This window comes from Flexivirga endophytica, assembly GCF_014640635.1.
GTDB lineage: Bacteria > Actinomycetota > Actinomycetes > Actinomycetales > Dermatophilaceae > Flexivirga > Flexivirga endophytica.
In genome coordinates this window covers 1-20,258 of record NZ_BMHI01000008.1, presented here as the reverse complement: position 1 = coordinate 20,258, position 20,258 = coordinate 1, and the positions used below count along the sequence as shown (strand labels likewise).

At 67.5% G+C, this 20,258-nt stretch carries 18 protein-coding genes and 1 riboswitch; of the genes, 7 read left to right on the top strand and 11 right to left on the bottom strand.

All coding sequences use genetic code 11. The features are described 5' to 3' along the window. Window positions 1-33: 33 nt before the first annotated feature. Window positions 34-3,447: an error-prone DNA polymerase gene (locus IEX71_RS21110; protein ID WP_188839070.1), complete on the top strand. Its 3,414-nt coding sequence runs from the start codon at window positions 34-36 to the stop codon at window positions 3,445-3,447. 73 nt (window positions 3,448-3,520) lie between these two features. Here IEX71_RS21110 and IEX71_RS21105 read toward each other — a convergent pair whose 3' ends face one another. From IEX71_RS21105 to IEX71_RS21090, 4 genes are all read right to left on the bottom strand, one after another. Continuing rightward, a complete protein-coding gene (locus IEX71_RS21105) occupies window positions 3,521-4,252 on the bottom strand; it encodes a class I SAM-dependent methyltransferase (RefSeq protein WP_188839069.1) in 732 nt (243 codons plus the stop codon). 27 nt (window positions 4,253-4,279) lie between these two features. Then, a complete protein-coding gene (locus IEX71_RS21100) occupies window positions 4,280-5,125 on the bottom strand; it encodes a bifunctional 5,10-methylenetetrahydrofolate dehydrogenase/5,10-methenyltetrahydrofolate cyclohydrolase (RefSeq protein WP_188839068.1) in 846 nt (281 codons plus the stop codon). Between the two features lie 23 nt (window positions 5,126-5,148). Then, window positions 5,149-5,227, bottom strand: a riboswitch (ZMP/ZTP riboswitch). Between the two features lies 1 nt (window position 5,228). Then, window positions 5,229-5,699: an HIT family protein gene (locus IEX71_RS21095; protein ID WP_188839067.1), complete on the bottom strand. Its 471-nt coding sequence runs from the start codon at window positions 5,697-5,699 to the stop codon at window positions 5,229-5,231. A 108-nt stretch (window positions 5,700-5,807) separates the two neighbouring features. Next, entirely contained in the window at window positions 5,808-6,890 is a 1,083-nt protein-coding gene (locus tag IEX71_RS21090) for a LacI family DNA-binding transcriptional regulator (protein WP_188839066.1), read from the bottom strand. 72 nt (window positions 6,891-6,962) lie between these two features. Here IEX71_RS21090 and IEX71_RS21085 point away from each other — a divergent pair, with 72 nt between their 5' ends. Together IEX71_RS21085 and IEX71_RS21080 are read left to right on the top strand one after the other, a co-directional pair. Next, window positions 6,963-8,291 carry an MFS transporter gene (locus IEX71_RS21085; RefSeq protein WP_229749933.1) on the top strand — a complete coding sequence of 443 codons (1,329 nt, stop codon included), beginning with the start codon at window positions 6,963-6,965 and terminating at the stop codon, window positions 8,289-8,291. Between the two features lie 133 nt (window positions 8,292-8,424). Continuing rightward, window positions 8,425-8,802: a helix-turn-helix domain-containing protein gene (locus IEX71_RS21080; protein WP_188839065.1), complete on the top strand. Its 378-nt coding sequence runs from the start codon at window positions 8,425-8,427 to the stop codon at window positions 8,800-8,802. Between the two features lie 145 nt (window positions 8,803-8,947). Here the strand turns inward: IEX71_RS21080 and IEX71_RS21075 are convergent, their stop codons facing one another. Beyond that, a complete protein-coding gene (locus tag IEX71_RS21075; RefSeq protein WP_188839064.1) occupies window positions 8,948-9,538 on the bottom strand; it encodes a ClpP family protease in 591 nt (196 codons plus the stop codon). After that, window positions 9,535-10,155, bottom strand: coding sequence for a ClpP family protease (locus IEX71_RS21070; protein WP_188839063.1), 621 nt, complete (start codon window positions 10,153-10,155; stop codon window positions 9,535-9,537). Before IEX71_RS21070 ends, IEX71_RS21075 begins: the two co-directional genes overlap by 4 nt. Before the next feature lie 96 nt (window positions 10,156-10,251). Between IEX71_RS21070 and IEX71_RS21065 the strand changes: the two genes are divergently transcribed. Next, window positions 10,252-10,977: a transporter substrate-binding domain-containing protein gene (locus IEX71_RS21065; RefSeq protein ID WP_188839062.1), complete on the top strand. Its 726-nt coding sequence runs from the start codon at window positions 10,252-10,254 to the stop codon at window positions 10,975-10,977. Here IEX71_RS21065 and IEX71_RS21060 read toward each other — a convergent pair. Then, window positions 10,974-11,468, bottom strand: a complete 495-nt coding sequence (locus IEX71_RS21060) for a hypothetical protein (protein ID WP_188839061.1) — start codon at window positions 11,466-11,468, stop codon at window positions 10,974-10,976. The two genes, IEX71_RS21065 and IEX71_RS21060, sit on opposite strands and share 4 nt — an antisense overlap. Window positions 11,469-11,606: 138 nt before the next feature. Here IEX71_RS21060 and IEX71_RS21055 point away from each other — a divergent pair, with 138 nt between their 5' ends. Continuing rightward, on the top strand, window positions 11,607-13,586 hold the full coding sequence (locus IEX71_RS21055) for a thioredoxin domain-containing protein (RefSeq protein ID WP_188839060.1): 1,980 nt from the start codon (window positions 11,607-11,609) through the stop codon (window positions 13,584-13,586). On the opposite strand, the gene IEX71_RS21050 is transcribed toward IEX71_RS21055, so the two are convergent. Continuing rightward, window positions 13,583-14,470, bottom strand: coding sequence for an amidohydrolase family protein (locus tag IEX71_RS21050; protein ID WP_229749932.1), 888 nt, complete (start codon window positions 14,468-14,470; stop codon window positions 13,583-13,585). The two genes, IEX71_RS21055 and IEX71_RS21050, sit on opposite strands and share 4 nt — an antisense overlap. A gap of 76 nt (window positions 14,471-14,546) precedes the next feature. On the opposite strand from IEX71_RS21050, the gene IEX71_RS21045 reads away from it, so the two are divergent. Then, complete coding sequence (locus IEX71_RS21045; protein WP_188839058.1) at window positions 14,547-15,017, top strand: phosphoribosyltransferase; 471 nt, start codon at window positions 14,547-14,549, stop codon at window positions 15,015-15,017. Between the two features lie 7 nt (window positions 15,018-15,024). Here IEX71_RS21045 and IEX71_RS21040 read toward each other — a convergent pair whose 3' ends face one another. Together IEX71_RS21040 and IEX71_RS21035 are read right to left on the bottom strand one after the other, a co-directional pair. Next, entirely contained in the window at window positions 15,025-15,570 is a 546-nt protein-coding gene (locus tag IEX71_RS21040; protein ID WP_188839057.1) for a YciI family protein, read from the bottom strand. After that, entirely contained in the window at window positions 15,567-15,965 is a 399-nt protein-coding gene (locus IEX71_RS21035) for a DoxX family protein (RefSeq protein ID WP_188839056.1), read from the bottom strand. Before IEX71_RS21035 ends, IEX71_RS21040 begins: the two co-directional genes overlap by 4 nt. Window positions 15,966-15,995: 30 nt before the next feature. Here IEX71_RS21035 and IEX71_RS21030 point away from each other — a divergent pair, with 30 nt between their 5' ends. Continuing rightward, window positions 15,996-16,655, top strand: coding sequence for a TetR/AcrR family transcriptional regulator (locus IEX71_RS21030; protein ID WP_188839055.1), 660 nt, complete (start codon window positions 15,996-15,998; stop codon window positions 16,653-16,655). 3 nt (window positions 16,656-16,658) lie between these two features. On the opposite strand, the gene lysX is transcribed toward IEX71_RS21030, so the two are convergent. Beyond that, window positions 16,659-20,081: a bifunctional lysylphosphatidylglycerol synthetase/lysine--tRNA ligase LysX gene (lysX, locus tag IEX71_RS21025; RefSeq protein ID WP_229749930.1), complete on the bottom strand. Its 3,423-nt coding sequence runs from the start codon at window positions 20,079-20,081 to the stop codon at window positions 16,659-16,661. Between the last annotated feature and the right edge of the window lie 177 nt (window positions 20,082-20,258).

The window sequence follows — 20,258 nt, the reverse complement described above, 5'->3', positions numbered from 1 at the left end:
CGTATCGAGACCAAGAGCTCCCACGGAGTCGCCATGGGTTGGAGTAACCCCGCCATACCGTGGTCGCAGCTGGAGCAGGCGTTGTCCCGCGGCATACGGCCCGAGGAGCGCAGCGTGCGTGGCCAGCCTGCCGATGGAGGTGACGGACCGGTCTTCTCGCGCAAGCGGAAGCCCTTCCGACCATCGGAGCTGGAGACGCCGACCGGCCCGGTCGTCCCGTATGCCGAGCTGCACGCGCATTCCCACTACAGCTTCCTCGACGGTGCCGCGGCACCCGAGGATCTTGTCACCGAGGCCGCGCGTCAGCGGCTGCACGGCCTGGCCATCACCGACCACGACGGTCTCTACGGCATCGTACGTTTCGCCGAGGCAGCCGAGAGTTATGGATTGCGAACGGTTTTCGGCACCGAGCTGTCTCTCGGTCTCACCGCCCCGCAGAACGGCGTGCCCGACCCCGAGGGCAAGCACCTGCTGGTCCTTGCGCGCGGCGCCGAGGGTTACCGCCGGCTGGCCAGGGCGGTCACCGAGGGCCAACTCGCGGACACCGCCGAGAAGGGCAAGCCGCTCTACGACCTGCGTGCGCTGGCCGAGGAAGCAGCAGGCCAGTGGGTGGTCCTGACCGGGTGCCGCAAGGGCAGCGTGCCCAGTGCGCTCGCGCGACACGGCCACAATGCCGCTGTCGCGGAGTTGCGTTCACTGCAGGAGCTTTTCGGCAAGGAAAACGTCTTCGTCGAGTTGACCGATCATGGCGATCCGAACGACAGCGCCACCTGTGACCGACTCGCCGGCGTCGCGCACGAAGCGGGCGCACTCACCGTCGCGACCAACGCGGTGCATTACGCCGGCCCGGACCAATACCCGCTGGCAACGGCCCTGGCCGCAGTCCGATCCCGCCGCAGCCTGGAGGAGCTGGACAGCTGGCTGCCGGTGCACGGCGCGGCATACGTGCGCAGCGGGGCAGAGATGGCGCAACGCATGCGCCGTTTCCCAGGTGCTGTCGAGCGGACCGTCGAGCTCGCCGACGACCTGGCATTCAGCCTGCGGGCCGCTTCTCCGCGCCTCCCCCGGCAGGAGGTTCCGGCCGGTCACACTCCGATGAGCTGGCTGCGTGAGCTGACGATGCGAGGTGCGGCGGAACGCTATCCGAAGGACAACCACGCGGCATACGAGCGCATCGCGCGTGAGCTGAATGTCATTGAGAAGAAAGACTTCCCGGGCTATTTCCTGATCGTGCACGAGATCGTGCAGTTCGCTCGCTCGCGCGGCATCCTGTGCCAGGGGCGCGGGTCTGCTGCTGCATCGGCGGTTTGCTTCGTCCTCGGCATCACGGTGATCGACCCGATCTTCTACGAGTTGCCCTTCGAGCGGTTCCTGTCCGAGTTGCGCGAGGAAGCACCGGACATCGACGTCGACTTCGACTCTGGCCGGCGCGAGGAGGTCATCCAGCACGTCTACCAGCGCTACGGCCGGCGCAATGCCGCGCAGGTGGCCAACGTCGTCACCTACCGGCCGAAGAACGCCGTGCGTGACATGGCCAAGGCGCTCGGCGCGAGTCAGGGACAACAGGATGCGTGGTCCCGGCAGGTCGAGCGGTGGGGTGCGGAGATCTCCAGTGCGGACCACGACATACCGGCGCCGGTCATCGACCTGGCGAGGCAGGTGCTGAGCTATCCACGACACCTCGGCATCCACTCCGGCGGCATGGTACTCACCGACCGGCCGGTCAGCGAGGTGTGTCCGATCGAGCACGCGCGGATGACGGATCGCACTGTCCTGCAATGGGACAAGGATGACTGCGCGTGGATGGGGCTGGTGAAGTTCGACCTGCTCGGGCTCGGCATGCTGGCGGCCCTGCAGCACACGTTCGACCTGGTCGAGCGCCATACCGGCGAGCAGTGGCGCATCGAGACGCTGCCCCGCAACGAGCCCGGCGTCTACGACATGCTGTGCCGCGCCGACTCGATCGGCGTCTTCCAGGTCGAGAGCCGCGCGCAGATGGGCACACTCCCCCGACTGAAGCCGCGGTCGTTCTACGACCTGGCCGTCGAGATCGGGCTGATCCGCCCGGGGCCGATCCAAGGTGGCGCGGTGCACCCCTACATCCGGCGCCGCACCGGCAAGGAGGACGTCACCTACTCGCACCCGTTGCTGCAGCCGGTGCTGGAACGAACGCTGGGGGTGCCGCTCTTCCAGGAGCAGCTGATGCAGATGGCGATCGCAGTCGGCGACTGCAGTCCGGCCGACGCCGATCTGCTGCGCCGGGCGATGGGGTCCAAGCGCGGGGTCGAGCGCATCGACACCCTGCGCACCAAGCTGTATGACGGGATGGCCCGCAACGGCATACCGCCGGAGACCGCGGAGGAGATCTACAACAAGATCGAGGCCTTCGCCAATTTCGGTTTCGCCGAGTCGCACGCGCTGAGCTTCGCGGTGTTGGTCTACGCCAGCTCATGGCTCAAATTGCATTACCCCGCAGCGTTCTTGGCGGGTCTGCTGCGTTCTCAGCCGATGGGGTTCTACTCACCGCAGACGCTCACCGGCGATGCCCGACGGCACGGTGTCGAGGTGCTGTCGCCGGATCTGATGCGCTCCAGTGTGCACGCCGATCTCGAGCCGGACTCCCCCGACGCGGTCGACCGGCGTGGAGGCAGCGACGAATGCCTGCGCGACCACACCCAGGAAGAGATCGGCGAGTTCGACTCCGACACATCGCCGGATTGGCAGGAGCACCGCCGTGACTGGCACTACTCGGTGCGGCTCGGCCTGGCCGACATCACCGCATTGGGTGAGGCCGCCGCCGAACGCATCGTGCAAACACGCGACCTGTCCGGTCCGTTCAGCGATCTCGCCGACCTGGCCCGTCGCGCAGACCTGGACACCGAGCAGATGGAGGCGCTTTCGCTCTCCGGGGCACTCGACGCGCTGACCGGGTCACGCCGGGACGCGTTGTGGCGCTCGGCGGAGGCAGCATCGATCCGTGGTGACCAGTTGCCGGTCCGTGTCCCCTACCAGCCGCCGCTGCTGCCGGAGCTGTCCATCGGCGAGCTGCTGATGCACGACCTGCAGGCGACCGGCATCAGCCCCGGCGATCACCCGATCCGGCATGTCCGGGCGGACCTGGACGCGCGCGGGGTGCTGCCGATCGAGCAGCTGAAGGGTTTCCACACCGGGCGCCGGGTGCAGGTCGGCGGGGTGATCACGCACCGCCAGCGCCCGGCGACGGCCGGTGGGATCACCTTCGTCAACGTCGAGGACGAGACCGGCATCCTGAATGTCATTGTGTCCAAAGGGGTTTGGCACCGTTACCGGCGCATCGCACGTTCTTCGCCGGCGATGGTCGTGCGCGGGATCCTGGAGCGCTCCGAGGACGGCGTCACCAACCTGCTCGCGGACCGCCTGGAGCACCTCACGATCCATGTGCGGAGCATGTCCCGCGACTTCCAGTGAAACCCCATTTGCCGAGTGACGGCTTCTTCGCCGAGTGACGGTCAAATCTCGCCGTCCCTCACCGAAGAAGCCGTCACTCGCGGAGGACCTGGGCGAAGAAGACCCACTCCTTGCCTGGTCGGTCCGGCGCGTCGCGCACTTCGACGACCTTGAAACCGTGGCATCGCAGATCGTCCTCGATCTCCGCGCGCTCCCGAAAACGCAGTGTCGACACCGATCTCAGCGTCTCGTCAGGCAGCTTGAGCGTCGACTCGAACGTCACCAGCGGCAGCGCGACCTCAGTCACCGTCATCGAGTCCGTGCCGCGTCGCCCGTCGGGCAGGACCACTTCGGTCGGCGGAGTGGTCCAATGCTCCCAAGCACGCATCTCCGGCCGTCGGGTCTCGAAGACGAGCCAACCGCCGTCCCGCAACGCACCGTGTATGGCGCCCAGCGTCGCCGACCAATCCACGTCGTCCACGAAAACCTGCGCGACATTCCCAACCATCACGGCAAGATCCGCGCCATCGACCCGCCCGGTCAACGCCGTCGCGTCGCCCTTGAGCCAGGTGACTCTGTCCGCATACGGCTTGGCGCGTGCAACATCGACAGAGGCGACCGCGGGGTCGACTCCGATCACTTCCAGGTCACGTGCCGCCAATCGCACTGCGAGAGAACCAGTTCCGCAACCTACGTCGATGACCTTGCGAGCACCGAACTCGTCGATGATTGCCTCGTAGCCGTCGAGATCACTGCGGTCGTCATCGAAGAAGTCGTAGAGCACCGCGAGGCGAGGGTCGGCGAAGCCGGCATCAGGTGCGCGCATATCTCGAAGGTATGCTCGGTCGTCGCGCTACCGCACCCGGTTTTCCGCCGCAGTCACCGTCTGCTCCATGAGGACCGCGATCGTCATGGGACCGACGCCACCGGGCACCGGCGTGATGTATGACGCCCGCGCCGCTGCGCGCGAAAATTCAACATCGCCAACATTCCCCGGGTTATAGCCGGCATCCACTACGACGGCATCCGGCTTGATCCACTCGCCCCGGACGAGCTCCGGCCGACCGACGGCTGCGACCACGATGTCCGCCTCCGACACCTGTGCCGCCAGATCGGTCGTGTGGGAGTGGCAGAAGGTGACGGTGGCGTCCCGAGCGAGGAGCAGCAGCCCGACCGGCTTGCCGAGGATCGCGCTGCGTCCGACCACGCAAACGCGACGACCCGCGGTCGGCACGTCATACGCATCAAGCAGCCGAACGATGCCTTCTGGCGTGCAGGAATGAAAACCGTTGGCAGACAGTCCCATTGCCGCGAAACTGTGCATGGTGACGCCGTCGACGTCTTTCTTCGGCGCGATCGCCTCGAAGACGGCCAACTCGTCCACCTGCGCGGGCGCCGGGTGCTGCACGAGGATGCCGTCGACCGTGTCGTCCTCGGACAAGGCGCGCACTGCGGCAACGGCCTCGTCGGTGGTTGTCTCCGCCGAAAGCCGGACCCGCCGTGACTCCAGCCCGAGCTGTGCCGCGCGCCGTTGCTTCATTCGTACGTAGGTTTGGGATGCCGGGTCGTCACCGATCAGCACCGTGGCGAGACATACCGAACGCCCTTGCGCCGCAGCGAAATCCGCGGCCCGTTCGGCGGTCTCGGCGAAGCTTCGGCGGGCGACGGCTGTGCCGTCCAGCAACTGTGCAACGGACATCTGGGGACTCCTTGAATCGATCGGAGTCGCACCCAGGCGGGCGATACGACGAACTCACACTCCCCGGTGGTAACCCACCCTTCGCCAGTCGTGTGCCTTCAGTTTAGCCAAGCGCGTCGCTCAACCGTGCCGCGAAGTCCGCGCGCTCCGCGGCGTCGACGTAGCGCGCCGCGCGATGCCGTAGGTAGAGATCGTCCCCGTCATACCGGGGCAGCACGTGCAGGTGCAGGTGCCAGACATCCTGGTCACCGGCCGGCTCGTTGTGCTGGCGAGTCGAAACACCCTGACATCCATAGGTTTCCCGCATTCCGATGGCAACCTCGCGAGTCAGGTCCCACAGTGCGTGGCCGACGTCGGTCGGCAGCTCGTAGAGGTTCTCCACATGCTCATTCGGTATGACGAGTGCCCCGCCGGCGTTCTCCGGCCACCACTTCGGCGCGATCCGCGCGAAGACCAACTCGCGCTGCACGACCAGGTCCGACGCGGCGTTGCGGTCATTCCATTCGCCGCGCTGGAACGCGCAGAACGGGCAGCGATAGCCGACCGGTTCGTGCCGCCACCGTGAGGTCTCCATCGCGACCCGAAGCTACCAGCCCGCCCGCCGGATGACGGTGCAGGCGGCCATTGACGGCTGAAACGGCGGATGACGGTGCATCTGCGCCGTCAACGGCAGGTTCAGCCGTCAACGGCCGACCGGCGCGGGACCGGTCGTGTCGCCTGCACGCAACGTCACCGGCACGACCACGTCCGACACGTCCTCGCCGGCGAGCAGCGACCGCACGACCTCGCCGACGGCGCGCCCCTTGTCGATCGGGTGCTGGTCGATCGTGGTGAGGGTTCGCGGGAACCACGGCAGCGAGACACCGTCGTAACCGGTCACGGACAGGTCTTCGGGCACCCGCAGACCCCGGTCAATGGCTGCTTGGACGACACCGGCCGCCAGCAGGTCGCTCTGCGCGACGATCGCGGTCGGCGGGCGTTCAGCGTCCAGCAACAACCTGGCAGCGGCATACCCGGAGTCGAAGTCAGGCTCCTTCGCCTCGATGAGGGGCGCGTCCGCGAACACGTCACGCACGCCGATCGCCCGGTCACGGGTGTCCGGGAAGTGGCTCGCGCGCACCTGCGCGATTGTGCGGGCACCCGTCTCGCCACCCCAGCGCAACGGCATCATCACGTGCCCGACCCGGCGATGCCCGAGGTCCCGCACGAGCTGGGCGATGCTGCGGGACGCTCCGCGCTCGTCCGACGTCACCTGCACATCCGCACCCTTGGGAGCACCGGTGCCGACGACCGGAACGCCACGGGTGGTGAATTGCGTTGCCAGCACGTTGTTCTCGTCCCCGCAGAGCATGAAGACCGCCGCATCTGCTGCGACACGCGACACCTGTGGCCCGCTGTCGCCATACCCCTCCGCCGTGTCCGGCAGGAGCAGCAATCCGCACCCCATTTCGCCGACGACCTGTGACAGACCGTCGAGCACCGACACGACATACGGGTCCCGGAAGGCGTGCAGGATGCGTCGCTCGACGACGGCCGCGATCACACCGCTGCGGCCGTGGCGCAGCGACGACGCGGTCGGGTCCGGTCCGCCATAACCGAGTTGGGCGGCAGCGGCCACGACCCGCTCTGCCGTGTCGGACGCGACCGGCTTGTTGCCGCTGAAGACCAGGGACGCGGTCGACGTGGCGACCCCGGCGAGTTCGGCCACATCACGCAGGGTGACGCGGCCTGTTGGCCCGTTTCCCGCTTGACCTCCGACTGACATGTGGAGCAGACTATCGAATCGATTCGATCGAATCGATTCGACAACCTTTCAGCACCTCCGACAAGGAACGGCATGACGATGACCGAGCGGGCGACGGCACCCGTGGCGGACCACCCAGACGCCGAGCGGGTGCGCCGCGCGACACTGGCCGTGACGGTGATGTTCGCGCTCAACGGCGCGGCCTTCGCGACGTTCGCCGCCCGGCTGCCGGACGTGAAATCGCTGCTCGACCTCTCCCCCGCCGGACTCGGCCTCTTCCTGATCTCCGGCTCCATCGGCAGCGTGATCGGCCTGCCGATGTCCGGCTGGGTGGCCGGTCGCCTCGGCGCACGGATCGCGGTCCGTATGGCGACCCTGATCACCACCGCGGCATACATCGCCACGGGGGTGGCCGTCAGCACGCATCACCACTGGACGGCCGTGGGCTTCCTGATGATCGCCGGCTGGGGCATCGGCCTCTGGGACGTCGTGATGAACCTCGAGGGCGCGATTGTCGAACGTCGCCTGGGCCGCTCGATCATGCCGCGTTTTCACGCCATGTTCAGTGGTGGAACGGTGCTGGCCGCGCTCGTCGGCGCGGCCGTCACCGCCGCGCACGTCCCCGTCTGGCTGCACGTCGGGGTGGTGATGTGCGTCCTGGCCACAGTCGGCATGTGGGCCGCGCGCAACTTCGAGAGCGTGCCGCGTCTCGACGGGAAGCGATCCGATGACAAGGCGACCGATGACAAGGCGACCGATTCCGCTGCGCAGCAGAAGGTTTCGAGCCTCAGTGCCTGGCTCGACCCGCGGGTACTGCTCATCGGTGTCGTGACGCTCGTGGCGGCGTTCACCGAGGGGACCGCCAACGACTGGCTGTCGTTGGCATTCGTCGAGGGCCACCACGTGCCCAAGTGGGCCGGCGTCCTCGCCTTCGCCATCTTCCTGTCCTGTATGACGGCCGGGCGCCTCGTCGGCACCAAGCTGCTCGACACCTACGGTCGGGTGCTCGTCCTACGCGTGTGCTTCAGCCTGGCTGTGGTGGGCTGCCTTGTCGTCGTCTTCGGCCCGACCGCGCTGGCCTATCTCGGAATCATGGTCTGGGGCGTCGGGGTCTCCCTCGGATTCCCCGTCGGGATGAGCGCGGCAGCGGACGACCCGGCGCACGCCAACGCACGGATCTCGGTGATCAGCACGATCGCCTACACCGCGTTTCTCGCCGGGCCGCCGTTCCTCGGCCTGCTAGGGGAGCACGTCGGCGTGCTGCACGCGCTGCTCGCGGTCGGCGCCGCCGCGACCATCGCGCTCGCACTCGTGCCGGCAGTGCGCGAGCCGGAGACTCCCGCACCCGCGCCGGAGGATCGTTCGCCGGCGTGCGCCACGTCCGACCCGGCCGTCCTACCGCCCGGCTCCTTCCGCGATTGACGGCTCTCTCGCCGAGTGACGGCGAGATGGGACCGTCGTTCGGCGAAGAAGCCGTCATTCGGCATAGGTGGTGGCGTTCTGCCCTGAGCAGAAAAGGTATGGCGCGACGGGCCCCCCGGGCTAGCGTCGACACATGGGTGAAGTGCGACAACTCCGACAGCAGCGTCCGACCGTCGAGCCCCTGTGGCGGGAAGTGCTAGGCGCTCAACTACGCCGCGTCCGGCTGCACCGGCATCGCACGATCACCACGACCGCGGACCGCGCCGGCATCTCCGCGCAATACCTCTCGGAGGTGGAGCGGGGCCGCAAGGACCCGTCCTCGGAGATCGTCGCCGCGATCGCCGGCGCCCTCGACTCCTCCCTCGCCGAGATCACCGACCTGACCGTCCGGGAGTTGCGTCGCGAGTCGGCGCGCGCTCAGGCGGCGCAGGTCCTGGAGTTGCGCAGCACCGCCAACGCCCGGCGACCGGCACCCTCGTCGATGCAGGGACCGGTCGCGCTGGCCGCTTGAGCACCCCGAGAAGTTTCTCCCCGCTTCCCTGCACCCAACGAAGTTCTCCGCTCGTACCTCGCTCCGATACTTCGTCGGGGCCCGCAGCCTCCGAATACTTCTTGTGGCCCCCGCTTCCTCGCTCCGGTACTTCGCGACGAACCGGTCAGCTGCGGTAGGCCATCACCTCGTCGGCGAGTCCGTAGTCGACCGCCGCCTGCGGCGTGAAGATCTGGTCCCGATCGGTGTCCTTGCGCAGCACGTCCACCGGCTGACCGGTGTGGTGCGCCAGCACCTCCTCGGCCTCCGCGCGTAGCCGGATCACCTCGTCCGCCGCCAGGATGATGTCCGGTATGGCGCCACGACCGCTCCCGGACGGCTGATGCAACAACACCCGCGAGTGCGGCAGCACACTCCGCTTGCCCGGCGCACCGGCGGCGAGCAGGATCGCCGCGGTGGAGCAGGCCTGCCCCACGCACGTCGTCGCCACCGGGGAGCGCACGAACTGCATGGCGTCATACACCGCGAAGGTCGCGGTCAACGAGCCACCGGGCGAGTTGATGTAGAGGTTGATCTCCTGGTCCGGCGCCACCGACTCCAGGTGCAGGATCTGCGCGATCAGGGCGTTCGAGACACCGTCGTCGATCTCGGTGCCGAGGTAGACGATGCGTTCGGACAGCAGATGGCTGTAGACATCCATGACCCGGTCGCCACGCGGCGACGACGCGATGACGTTAGGAATGGTGTAGGAACTCATTTCTCCGAAACCCCCAGTCCGACAGGTGTTTTGCGCGGCTTGATGTGGTTCAGATCCGTGATGACGTGATCGACGAACCCGTAGTTGACGGCCTGCTCGGCGGTGTACCAGCGGTCCCGCAACGAGTCCTCGAAGACCCGCTCCAGCGGTTGCCCGGTCAGCTCGGCCGTGATACCGAGCACGGTGTCGCGCGTCTGCCGGAGATCGTCGGCCTGCAGCTCGATGTCGACCGCGGTCCCGCCGAAACCGGCGCTGCCCTGGTGCATCAGGATCTTGGAATGCGGCAATGCGTAGCGCTTATTCTTCTCGCCCGCCGTCAGCAGGAACTGCCCTGCGCTGCAGGCCAGTCCGAGCGCCAGGGTGGACACGTCGTTCGGAATCGCACGCATCACGTCCATGATCGCGAGCATCGCCGGCACCGAACCGCCCGGCGAGTTGATCCAGAAGCTGATGTCGGCACGCGGGTCGGCCGCGGACAGCAGATAGAGCTGGGAGATGAGCCGGGTGCCGATCTCGTCATCGAGTGCGGTGTCGAGCACGATCACCCGTTGATCGAGCAGCTGCTCGGCGACCTGCCTGCTGAGTGGGTGCGGTGGTTTGACTTCTTCATCGGACATGTTTCGAGCATGCGCGAAACCGACTACCAACAACCAGCTTTCGCTGCTGTGGGCAGCGAAGCGCGAACTTCGCCGCCGGGGCTCTACCATCGAGCCATGACGACGATCGCCGATCAGGTGCGCGCCGACCTCGCTCCCGATGGGGTCCTGCGGGCGGCCATCAACCTCGGCAATCCTGTGCTCGCGCAAGGCGATTCACAGCAACCGAACGGCGTGACCATCGACCTGGCCCGCGAGATCGCCAACCGCCTCGATTCCGAGGTGCGCTTCACCTGTTTCGACGCGGCGCGCAAGTCGTTCCAGGAGTTGGCCGAAGGTCCGGCGACCCTGGGTTTCCTCGCCGTGGAGCCGGCGCGTGCCGAGCAGGTCACGTTCACAGCGCCATACGTCCTCATCGACGGTGTGTATGCCGTGCCCGACGCCGCACCGCACCACGCGCCGGCGGACGTCGACGCCGCCGGCGTCCGGATCGGCGTGAAGGAGGGCTCGGCATACGACTTGTTCCTCTCCCGGACCCTCGAGCACGCGACGATCGTCCGCGGCGCCGACGGCACCACCACGTTCGCCGAACAGGACCTCGATGTCGCAGCCGGCATCCGTGAGCCGGTCACGGCGTACGTCGCCTCGCATCCCGGCCTGCGGGTCATCGACGAGCCCTTCATGCAGATCCGGCAAGCCGTCGCCACCAAGCCGACGGTCCGCGCCGAGACCACCGGGTGGCTCGACGCACTGCTCGACGAACTCCTCGCCAGCGGATTCGTGGCCGACGCGCTGCGCCGATCGGGCCAGTCCGAGAAGCTCGCGGCACCACGCACTCGCTAGGACGACGCCCGTAGATCCTGCACCAGCCGAGGTGTCCGCAGGCGACCGACCTCGGTCAGCCACCGCCGCGCGGGATACGCCAGTCGCACGACGAAGTAGTTGACGTATTCGGCCACACCGAACGCCCAGACCGCGAGTGCGAGCACGAGCACCGACGGGCTGCTCGGACCGGCCGCGACCACACCGACGAATCCGACAGCCAGCAGCACGCCGTCGACCGAACGGAAGCATCGATAGATCGACGCCATGCCATGCGGCATCCGACCACCGCCCAGCCAGGTGCGCGCGATCAGCCAGTAGACGCCCGCCTGGACCAGGATGACGACCAAGGGCACCAGCGCTGCCCAGCACGCGAATCGGTCCGCGTCGGAGTCCAGTCGCGGTCCGACTGCGGTGGCCGCAACACCGCAGAAGACAACGGCGGCGACAAGCTCGCCCAGCCCGAGGCTGAGATATCTCCGCCGCAATTGCCGAGTCCGCCCCGAAGTCATGGCCGCAGGCTAACCCGGGCCGGCTGAGGGCCGCGGTGCGCCACTCGCCGGTCGCCTCACTAGCCTGGACGGAGAACGGCTGCCCGGGCCGGATCCACGCCCCGGGACGACCCCGACCGGACGACCATTGGATGCATCGTGACCAACCGACTCGCCGACTCCCTGTCCCCGTACCTCCGCCAGCACGCGGACAACCCGGTCGACTGGCAGGAATGGGGTCCGGCCGCACTGCAGGAGGCCGCCGACCGTGACGTCCCGATCCTGTTGTCCGTCGGCTACGCCGCCTGCCACTGGTGCCACGTCATGGCCCACGAGTCGTTCGAGGACGCGCAGGTCGCAGCCGCGATCAATGCGTCCTTCGTCGCCATCAAGGTGGATCGTGAGGAACGACCCGACATCGACGCGGCATACATGACCGCGACCACCGCCATGACAGGCCAGGGCGGCTGGCCGATGACCTGCTTGCTCACTCCGGACGGCAAGCCCTTCTTCGCCGGCACCTACTTGCCGAAACCGCAATTCCTGCAATTGCTTTCGGCGGCCGCGCACGCCTGGGACAACCAGCGCGAGGAGGTGCTGACCTCCGGGAAGCACATTGCGACACAACTTGCGGAGGCGGCGACCAGAGGCACCGCGATCGCGATCACCGGCGATGTAACCGCAGCCGCGGTCACCACCTTGCGTCGCTCGTATGACGAGAGGCACGGCGGTTTCGGAGGTGCTCCGAAGTTTCCGCCTTCGATGGTGCTGGAGTTCCTCCTGCGCCATCACGCGCGCACCGGGGACCGCAATGCGCTCACGATGGCCGAGCACACCTGCGAGGCGATGGCGCGCGGCGGCATCTACGACCAGCTCGCCGGGGGCTTCGCCCGCTACGCCGTCGACGGCTCGTGGACCGTTCCGCACTTCGAGAAGATGCTCTACGACAACGCGCAACTGCTGCGGGTCTACGCACATCTGTGGCGCGTCGACCAGAGCCCACTGGCAGCCCGGATCGCTTCGGAGACAGCGCAATTCATCATTCGGGACCTCGGCACCACCGAAGGCTGCTTCGCCAGTGCACTCGACGCGGACACCGAGGGTGTCGAGGGCGCGACCTACGTCTGGTCCCCGGACGAGTTGCGCGAGGTGCTCGGCGCGGAGGACGGCTCGCGTGCCGCGGCGCTGCTGGAGGTGACGCCCGACGGCACGTTCGAGCGTGGCACGTCCACGCTGCAACTACTGCAGGACCCTGAGGACGAGACCTGGTGGGAGTCGGTCCGCGCCGCCCTGCTGGCCCGCCGCGCACGACGCCCGCAGCCCGCCCGGGACGACAAGGTCGTCACCTCCTGGAACGGCCTGGCGATCAGTGCCCTCGCCGAAGCCGCGATGATCCTGCGGGAGACCTCATGGTTGGACGCTGCTGTCACGGCGGCCGATTTCCTGCTCGACCGGCACGTCGTCGACGGCCGGCTGCGCCGGACCTCGTTGGCGGGCCGAGTAGGTGCGGCATACGGTGTCGCGGACGATTACGGCAACTTCGGCGCAGCGTTGCTGGTGCTGCACCAGGCGACCGGCGAGAGCCGCTACCTCGCCGCCGCGCAGGAGCTGTTGACAACAGCACAGGACCTGTTCGCCGACGAGTCCGGCGGGTTCCGTGACGCCGCAGCCGATGGTGAGCAGCTCTTCTTCACACCCCGCGGAGCCGGCGACAACGCCGAGCCGTCCGGCACCTCGAGTCTGGCCGAAGCCCTGCTCGCCCTCAGTGCCTTGACGGGCGGCACCACTGCTCGCGACCGCGCCGAGACAGGGCTCGCTGCCATGGGCGAAATCGTCTCGCAGGCACCGCGATTCGCCGGGTGGGGTCTCGCGGTCGCCGAGGCCGTGCTGGCTGGCCCGGCGCAGGTCGCCGTCGTGGGCGAGGACCGGGCCTCCCGCGGGCTTGCCCGCACCGCCTGGACGGCGCCCAGCGCCGGCACCGTGATCGTGCACGGCACGCCCGACTCGGGGTCCTCCCCGCTACTCGCCGATCGGTCCCTGGTCGGGGGCCGCGCGGCGGCATACGTCTGCCACGGGTTCGTCTGCCGGATGCCGGTCACCGAACGTGACGAGCTGCTCGCAGAGCTGGCCACCCGCTAGCTGCGGAGCAAGCGGGCACCGTTGTGCCAAAGGACGTTTCGCATCCAGTCGTCGCCGAGGTCGAGCCTGGCGAGCGCCGCGAGCTGGTGCGCGTAAGGATACGGGATGTTGGGGTAGTCGGAGCCGAGAACGACCCGGTCCCCCAGCGCGCCGAGCCGGGCCACGTAGGCGTCCGGCAACGGTGCGAAGCGTTCGGTGAAGTCGGTCGCGACCATCGTGGTGTCCAGCCGCACGTTGTCGTAGCGCTCCACCAGATCCGCGAATTCGTGATATTCCGGCATACCCGCGTGCGCGACCACCAGCGCGAGCTTCGGATGCTTGTGCAGCACCCGGGCTATTCGTTCCGAACCGGTGAACTCACCTGGCAACGGAGCAGATCCAGCATGTATGACGACAGGCACACCCGCTTCGGCGAGCTGCTCCCACGCACTGTCCAACTGGTCGTCGTCCGGCGCGAAGCGACCAACCTGCACGTGCATCTTGAAAAGTCGCGCACCCGAGGAGAGCGCCGCGGCGACATACTCGGCGACGTCCGGCTCGGGATAGAGCGTCCCGCAGTGCACACTGTCCGGCACCCGGCGCGCGAAGTCGGCATTCCACTCATTGAGCCAGCGCGCCATACCGGGCTTGTGCGGATAGGTCAGCGCCGGGATCGAGCGCACCCCGAACCCGCGCAACACCGCCAACCGAGTCGCCTCGTCGAAGCGATAGGTGATCGGCCACGCAGCGCCATAATTGGCAGTCGCCAGGTCGAAGTAGGCCCACACCTTCTGCAGCATCGGCTCCGGCAGGAAATGCACGTGGATGTCGGCGAGCCCAGGAATCCCCAATGACCGCAGGTAGTCCGGGATGTCACTGTCGGTAGCAGGCCCGGGCGTCGTCACGCCGAAACCTGTCCAGAAGTCCTCATGATGCAAACCTAACAACACGCCGACCGCGCTCCTGGAGTTGAATGACCTCATGACACAAGACCGCGAGGTACTCACCTGGGACCTGTTCGGCACTGCGAGCCGTGAGCTCGCCCAAGCGATCCACGACGACGGCTACCGCCCGGACCTGATCATCTCGATCGCCCGCGGTGGGCTCATCCCGGCAGGAGCCATCAGCTACGCGCTCGGGATGAAGAACGTCCACGTGCTCAATGTGGAGTTCTACACCGGCGTCGACGAGCGGCTGCCGATGCCGGTCATGCTCCCGCCTGTGCCACAGCCCGTCGATCTCTCCGGTGCAACGGTGCTGATCATCGACGACGTCGCCGACACCGGTGGCACGCTGGACCTGGTCCGCACGTTCTGCGAGGGCCACGTCAAGGAGACGCGGTCCGCGGTCATTTACGAGAAGTCCCGCTCGATCGTGAAGTGCGAATACGTCTGGAAGCGCACCGATCAGTGGATCGACTTCCCCTGGTCGAGCCAGCCGGAGATCAGCTGACACCGCGTCATCCGTCGCTCGGACGTCCGCCGAAGTCCCAGCGATGCACTTCGGCTTCGGTGCCGTCCCCGCCGAACAGCACCGCCGAAGCCACCCGCGGATCCTGGATCTGCACCAGTGCAGCAGCGCCGAGCGACCGACCACCGTCGTCCGAGAGCAGCGGACCACACGCGATCACCGACGTCTGATCGGAGGCGTGACCCACGCGCTGCCCGCCCAGACCGAGCACCAGGTAGCGATGGGCGTCCTCTCGTGGATTCGGGAACTGCCACATGGTCCGTCCCAGCAGGTTCTCCCACCGCCGTAGCAGCACGTCACGGAAAACGCCGGCCTGATAGTACGGCTCCTCGAAGGCGAATGCCCGGGCCTCCGCCGCGTTCGTCGTGCGCACCACATGGACACTGCCGGTCACGGCTCCGTCGGCGTTGAAGGTCGGCCCGCGTGCGATGAGCTGGCCGGCGAACCTGTCCATGTAGGACCAGTGCTCCTCACGGAGTTCATCGCGCAGCACGCCCGACCCGACCCGATCCCGGTGAAAACAAAAAAAGTTCACGACATACCTGCGTTCGGCCGTGTCGTCAGCGTGCTCCGTAGGCTGATGATGCTGTCTCGACGTCCCCACGCGGTCAGCGCCGTGAGCGCGAGCATGATCAGCGGGGCGACAACACTCTCACCTGTGCTCACCTGAACGACGCTCGCACAGATCGTCAGTGCGACGAACCCGGAGGCCGCCACGCCGGCCAGCACCGGGACGAACAGCGCGACGGCCCCAACGACCTCGAGGACTCCCAGCACGATGCGCGGCGGTGTGCTCCACCCCATGGCATCGAAAGTGCGCATGACCGATGGCGCCGCCTCGAACTTCTGGATTGCCGCGCCCAGGAAGCCCAGCGCCGTCACCAACTGCACGATCCACATCGCCCGATTCCTATACACCGTATAATTCATGTCGCGACTATACGGCGTACAGTTCCGTTTGTGAAGACCGACCGACCCGGCCGCCGAGCGCTCACACCCGCGTCGATCCTGACTGCGGGCATCTCCGTAGCCGATGCCGAAGGCCTCCCCGCCCTGTCGATGCGTCGACTCGCCAGGGAGCTCGGCGTCACCCCGATGGCGCTCTACTGGCACTTCGCGGATCGTGACGCACTGTTGGACGCGATGGCCGAGCAGATCACCTCCGATGCTCGCTTCAGCGACGATCCGGACGATGCGTGGGACAGCCGATACCGGGCGGTGCTGTCCACCCTCGTCGATCTGCTGCGGGCCCATTCGTGGATGGGGCGGTTGTTGATCGAGCGGCTCGTGCCGCTGCCGCACTACCTCTCTGCCCTCGAGATGCTGCTCGACAGCAGCCGGTCAGCCGGGATCGCCGTGCAGGACTCGGTGCTGCTCGCGCAGCAGGCGGTGCAGGACCTGGTGACGCTCGTGGAATACGAGCCCGTGGTGCCGGCGGATCCCGCCAAGCCCGCCGCCGAACTCACCGCGCTCCACGCCGCGCTGAACGACTTGGCCGAAAAGGACTTCCCGCGCGTTCGCGAAGCGGCGACTGCACTGACCATGCCGCTCGACGTCGATCGCTACTACCGGCTGGGGATCGACACGATCATCGCCGGACTACGCGCCGCAGCGGGCTGACAGTCACGCCTGTGGTCGAACGAACGGGAAGGCCAAGGTCGCCTTGATGCTCTGCCCCGTCAGCATCATCACGACGCGATCCACGCCGAGCCCCAGCCCGCCGGTCGGCGGCATCGCCAGCTCGAGCCCGGCGAGGAAGGCCTCGTCGAGTTGCATCGCCTCGACGTCGCCGCCCGCCGCGGCGAGCGACTGTTGGGTGAACCGTTGCCGTTGGTCGACCGGGTCGGTCAATTCGCTGTATGCCGTGCCGAGTTCGACGCCGAAGGCCACGAGGTCCCATTGCTCGGTGAGCTGCGGATCGTCCCGGTGCCGGCGCGCGAGCGGGGACACATCCACCGGGAAGTCGCAGTAGAACGTCGGGTATGTCGTCTGCTTCTCGACGAGAGCCTCGTAGAGCGCCATCACCAGCTGCCCGGTCGTCTGCTCCGCACGAACCTCGACGCCGGCGCTGCGGCACACCGCCGCCACCTCCACCCGGTCGGACGCGGACGTCACCGTCGCGCCGGTAGCCCTGGACACCGCGTCGTGCACGGTGATGACAGGCCAGGGTTGCGACAGATCGATCTCGTCATACCCGCCGGATCCGCCCGGCCGCAACGCGATCGGTTTACCGTGAACTGCGGTCGCGACCTTCAGCAAGAGCTCACGGGTGAGCTCGCGCATCATCACGTAGTCGCCGTAGGCGGCATACGCCTCCAATGAGGTGAACTCCGGGTTGTGGGTGGCGTCGGTGCCTTCGTTGCGGAAGTTGCGGCCGATCTCGAAGATGCGCTGCATGCCACCGACAGCCAGCCGCTTGAGGTAGAGCTCGGGAGCGATCCGCAGGTAGAGCTCCATGTTGTAGGCGTTGATGTGGGTGGCGAAGGGGCGCGCCGCCGCTCCCCCGTGCACGGGTTGCAACATCGGTGTCTCGACCTCGAGGAATCCTTGCTCCTGGAACGCTTCCCGCATTGCTCGCACAGCGGCGGAGCGCTGGACGAGCAGGGCACGGGCCCGGCTGTCCACGATGAGCTCGAGCGACCGGTTGCGCGCGCGGGTGTCTTCGCGCGGAACCACGCCGAAACCGGGCACCGGGCGAAGGCATTTCGCCGCCATCTGCCAGGTGTGCATCAGCACGGACACCTCTCCCGTGCGCGAGGTCGCCACCGGGCCGGTCACGCTGACCAGATCACCGAGGTCGACCGCCCGACGCCACAGGCAGCGTGCGTCGTCCGGCGAGTCGGCTGTGGTGACCATGATCTGGAGCGTCTCGTAGCCGTCCTCGACAACGGCGAAGCAGACACCGCCCAGATCACGCAGCGCGCGGACGCGGCCGGCGACCGACACGACGTGGTCGGTGACCTGGTCTGCCGGCAGGTGCGCGTACTGCCGGCGGACGTCATACGCACGGTCGGTGCGAGCGACGGTCGCCGGGTAGGCATTGACCCCGACCTCGTCGAGCATCTCCAGCTTGTCGCGTCGCACCCGCTGCTGCTCCGACAGGTGCACGGGAGGCGGGCCGGGCAGTCGCAGTGCACTCTCCTGCTCGCGCACGCGGTCGACGAACCAGGGCTCCGGCCGGGGCGGCTGCACGTCCGAGGGACGCGGCCCAGTCAGCACCCGCGGGCCGATCATCGGCACGAAGCCCTCAGCAATACCCATGGCCAGTCCGGCCCGCGGCACCGTCAGCGCCGGGTCGTAACAGAGCAACCGCGGCACCCAGGTGGGCTTGTACTTGTCGTTGGACCGGTAGAGGGTCTCGAGCTGGAAGAAGCGCGACGCGAACGACAACGCGGCATCGTTGAACCGGGTGATCGGCCCCGCTCCCACCTGGTCAGCGCTGCTGAACACCTCGCGGAACACTGCGAAGTTCAACGAGAGCCGTCGTATGCCGTGCTCGGGGGCCGCTTCGATCAGCTCCGATACCAGGTATTCGTTCAAGCCGTTCTCGGCGTCGCGGTCCCGGCGCATCAGGTCCAGCGACGCACCGCGCACGCCCCACGGCACGAAGGAGAGGAAGCCACGGATGGTGCCGCGCGCATCGTGCGCCGTGATGATCACGCACTGGCCGTCAGCGGGATCACCGAGCCGGTTCAACGCCATCGAGAAACCGCGTTCGGTCTCCTCCCCACGCCATTGCTCCGCGAGTTGCCCGATCCGCTCCAGTTCCTCGACCGACAACTCGGCGTGCCGGCGGACCTGCGTCGTGTAGCCGGCACGACGCAGTCGGGTCACCGCCTGCCGGACCGGACGCATCGACCGCCCGCGCAGCGAGAACGTCTCGACATCGATGATCGCCTCATCGCCCAGCGCAAAGGCCTTCAGTCCGGCCTCGACGTACTCGCGGGATCCGTGCTCGGAGCTGGAGAGCACCGCCGGGTAGAGACCGTGCTCACGGCATTGCTCGAGCCAGGCCTGGATGGCGGGCTGCCAGGACGTCGCACGGCCGATCGGGTCGGCACTCGCGACACTCACGCTGCCTTCGTTGCGATAGGTCACCGCGGCCTGACCGTCCGCGGAAAAGATGACGCTCTTGTCCCGTCTGGTCGCGAAGTAGCCGAGTGAGTCGTTCTCACCGTGCAACAACAACAGCCGGCGGATGGCGAGCTCCTCGTCCGCGGACTGGAACTGCCGCCCACGTCCCGACCGCACGAAGACCAGACTGGCCAGCAGCAGTGCGACCGTCGACATGATGCCGGCCAGCCCATAGACCCAGGTGTGCCCCACATGACCGTGCAGGCCCGGGGTCGAGGTGTCGGACGTGATGCCGAAGGTGGAGCGCAGTGCGAACCGCGCGATCTCGTGGGTGCCGCGCAACGTGTTGTCGGCGGTCGTGGAGACGGCGAACGTGACGAGGAAGGACACGGCCAGCCCGAGGACCAGCACCACTGTCGCCGCGACACGGCTGCCGGCGGCCAGGCGTGCAGGGAATCCACTCCGGGCGGCCGCCACCGCCACCAGGACCGCCAGCCCGATCACGAAGGCGAATGCCGTCGCGGGAATGCTCGTCACGAACGAGTGGTAGTCCCTGGCGAATCCGGTCAGCCGGGAATCCTGCAACCAGTCCTGTCGGAAGATCGCGCCCAGCAACAGCAGCAGGCTGCTGAGCACGCTCAGCACCATCAGCACCAGCACCACGGTGTGCCCGAACCGAAGCCGGCGCCGGACTGCGCCCGCGAGCACGAACAGCAGGCACACGATGAACAGGCTCGGCTCTGCGGGCACATTCACCAGCCCGAGCGCGTCGTCCATGATCGACACGACGATGTTGCCGTGCAGCGGGACACTGAGCAGCGACACGATCGCGGCCAGCAAGTAGGTGCGGCCGATCCAGCGTGCGACCTGCTCCCGCCACGGCACACCGGCGCTCGAGCGCTGCGCCGGACCGCCATACGGATTGAACGAGCCACGAAGAAGTCGTGACACAGGCAACCGGTCCGCGTTCACATACACTCCTTCGGCACCATTTCCGGCCGGCAATGACCGGCACGGCGCATACTACAGACCGAAATAGAAAAGTGGCCCCGCCTGAGACAGGCGGGGCCACTTTGAATGATTGTTCGGCGGTGTCCTACTCTCCCACACCCTACCGAGTGCAGTACCATCGGCGCTGAAGGGCTTAGC

Bases quoted from the DNA above. Each gene is read 5' to 3' on its own strand.
- IEX71_RS21110 (WP_188839070.1), top strand. From the start codon at position 34: ATGGGTTGGAGTAACCCCGCCATACCGTGGTCGCAGCTGGAGCAGGCG.
- IEX71_RS21105 (WP_188839069.1), bottom strand. From the start codon at position 4,252: ATGCGCGCACCTGATGCCGGCTTCGCCGACCCTCGCCTCGCGGTGCTC.
- IEX71_RS21100 (WP_188839068.1), bottom strand. From the start codon at position 5,125: ATGTCCGTTGCACAGTTGCTGGACGGCACAGCCGTCGCCCGCCGAAGC.
- IEX71_RS21095 (WP_188839067.1), bottom strand. From the start codon at position 5,699: ATGGAGACCTCACGGTGGCGGCACGAACCGGTCGGCTATCGCTGCCCG.
- IEX71_RS21090 (WP_188839066.1), bottom strand. From the start codon at position 6,890: ATGTCAGTCGGAGGTCAAGCGGGAAACGGGCCAACAGGCCGCGTCACC.
- IEX71_RS21085 (WP_229749933.1), top strand. From the start codon at position 6,963: ATGACGATGACCGAGCGGGCGACGGCACCCGTGGCGGACCACCCAGAC.
- IEX71_RS21080 (WP_188839065.1), top strand. From the start codon at position 8,425: ATGGGTGAAGTGCGACAACTCCGACAGCAGCGTCCGACCGTCGAGCCC.
- IEX71_RS21075 (WP_188839064.1), bottom strand. From the start codon at position 9,538: ATGAGTTCCTACACCATTCCTAACGTCATCGCGTCGTCGCCGCGTGGC.
- IEX71_RS21070 (WP_188839063.1), bottom strand. From the start codon at position 10,155: ATGTCCGATGAAGAAGTCAAACCACCGCACCCACTCAGCAGGCAGGTC.
- IEX71_RS21065 (WP_188839062.1), top strand. From the start codon at position 10,252: ATGACGACGATCGCCGATCAGGTGCGCGCCGACCTCGCTCCCGATGGG.
- IEX71_RS21060 (WP_188839061.1), bottom strand. From the start codon at position 11,468: ATGACTTCGGGGCGGACTCGGCAATTGCGGCGGAGATATCTCAGCCTC.
- IEX71_RS21045 (WP_188839058.1), top strand. From the start codon at position 14,547: ATGACACAAGACCGCGAGGTACTCACCTGGGACCTGTTCGGCACTGCG.
- IEX71_RS21035 (WP_188839056.1), bottom strand. From the start codon at position 15,965: ATGAATTATACGGTGTATAGGAATCGGGCGATGTGGATCGTGCAGTTG.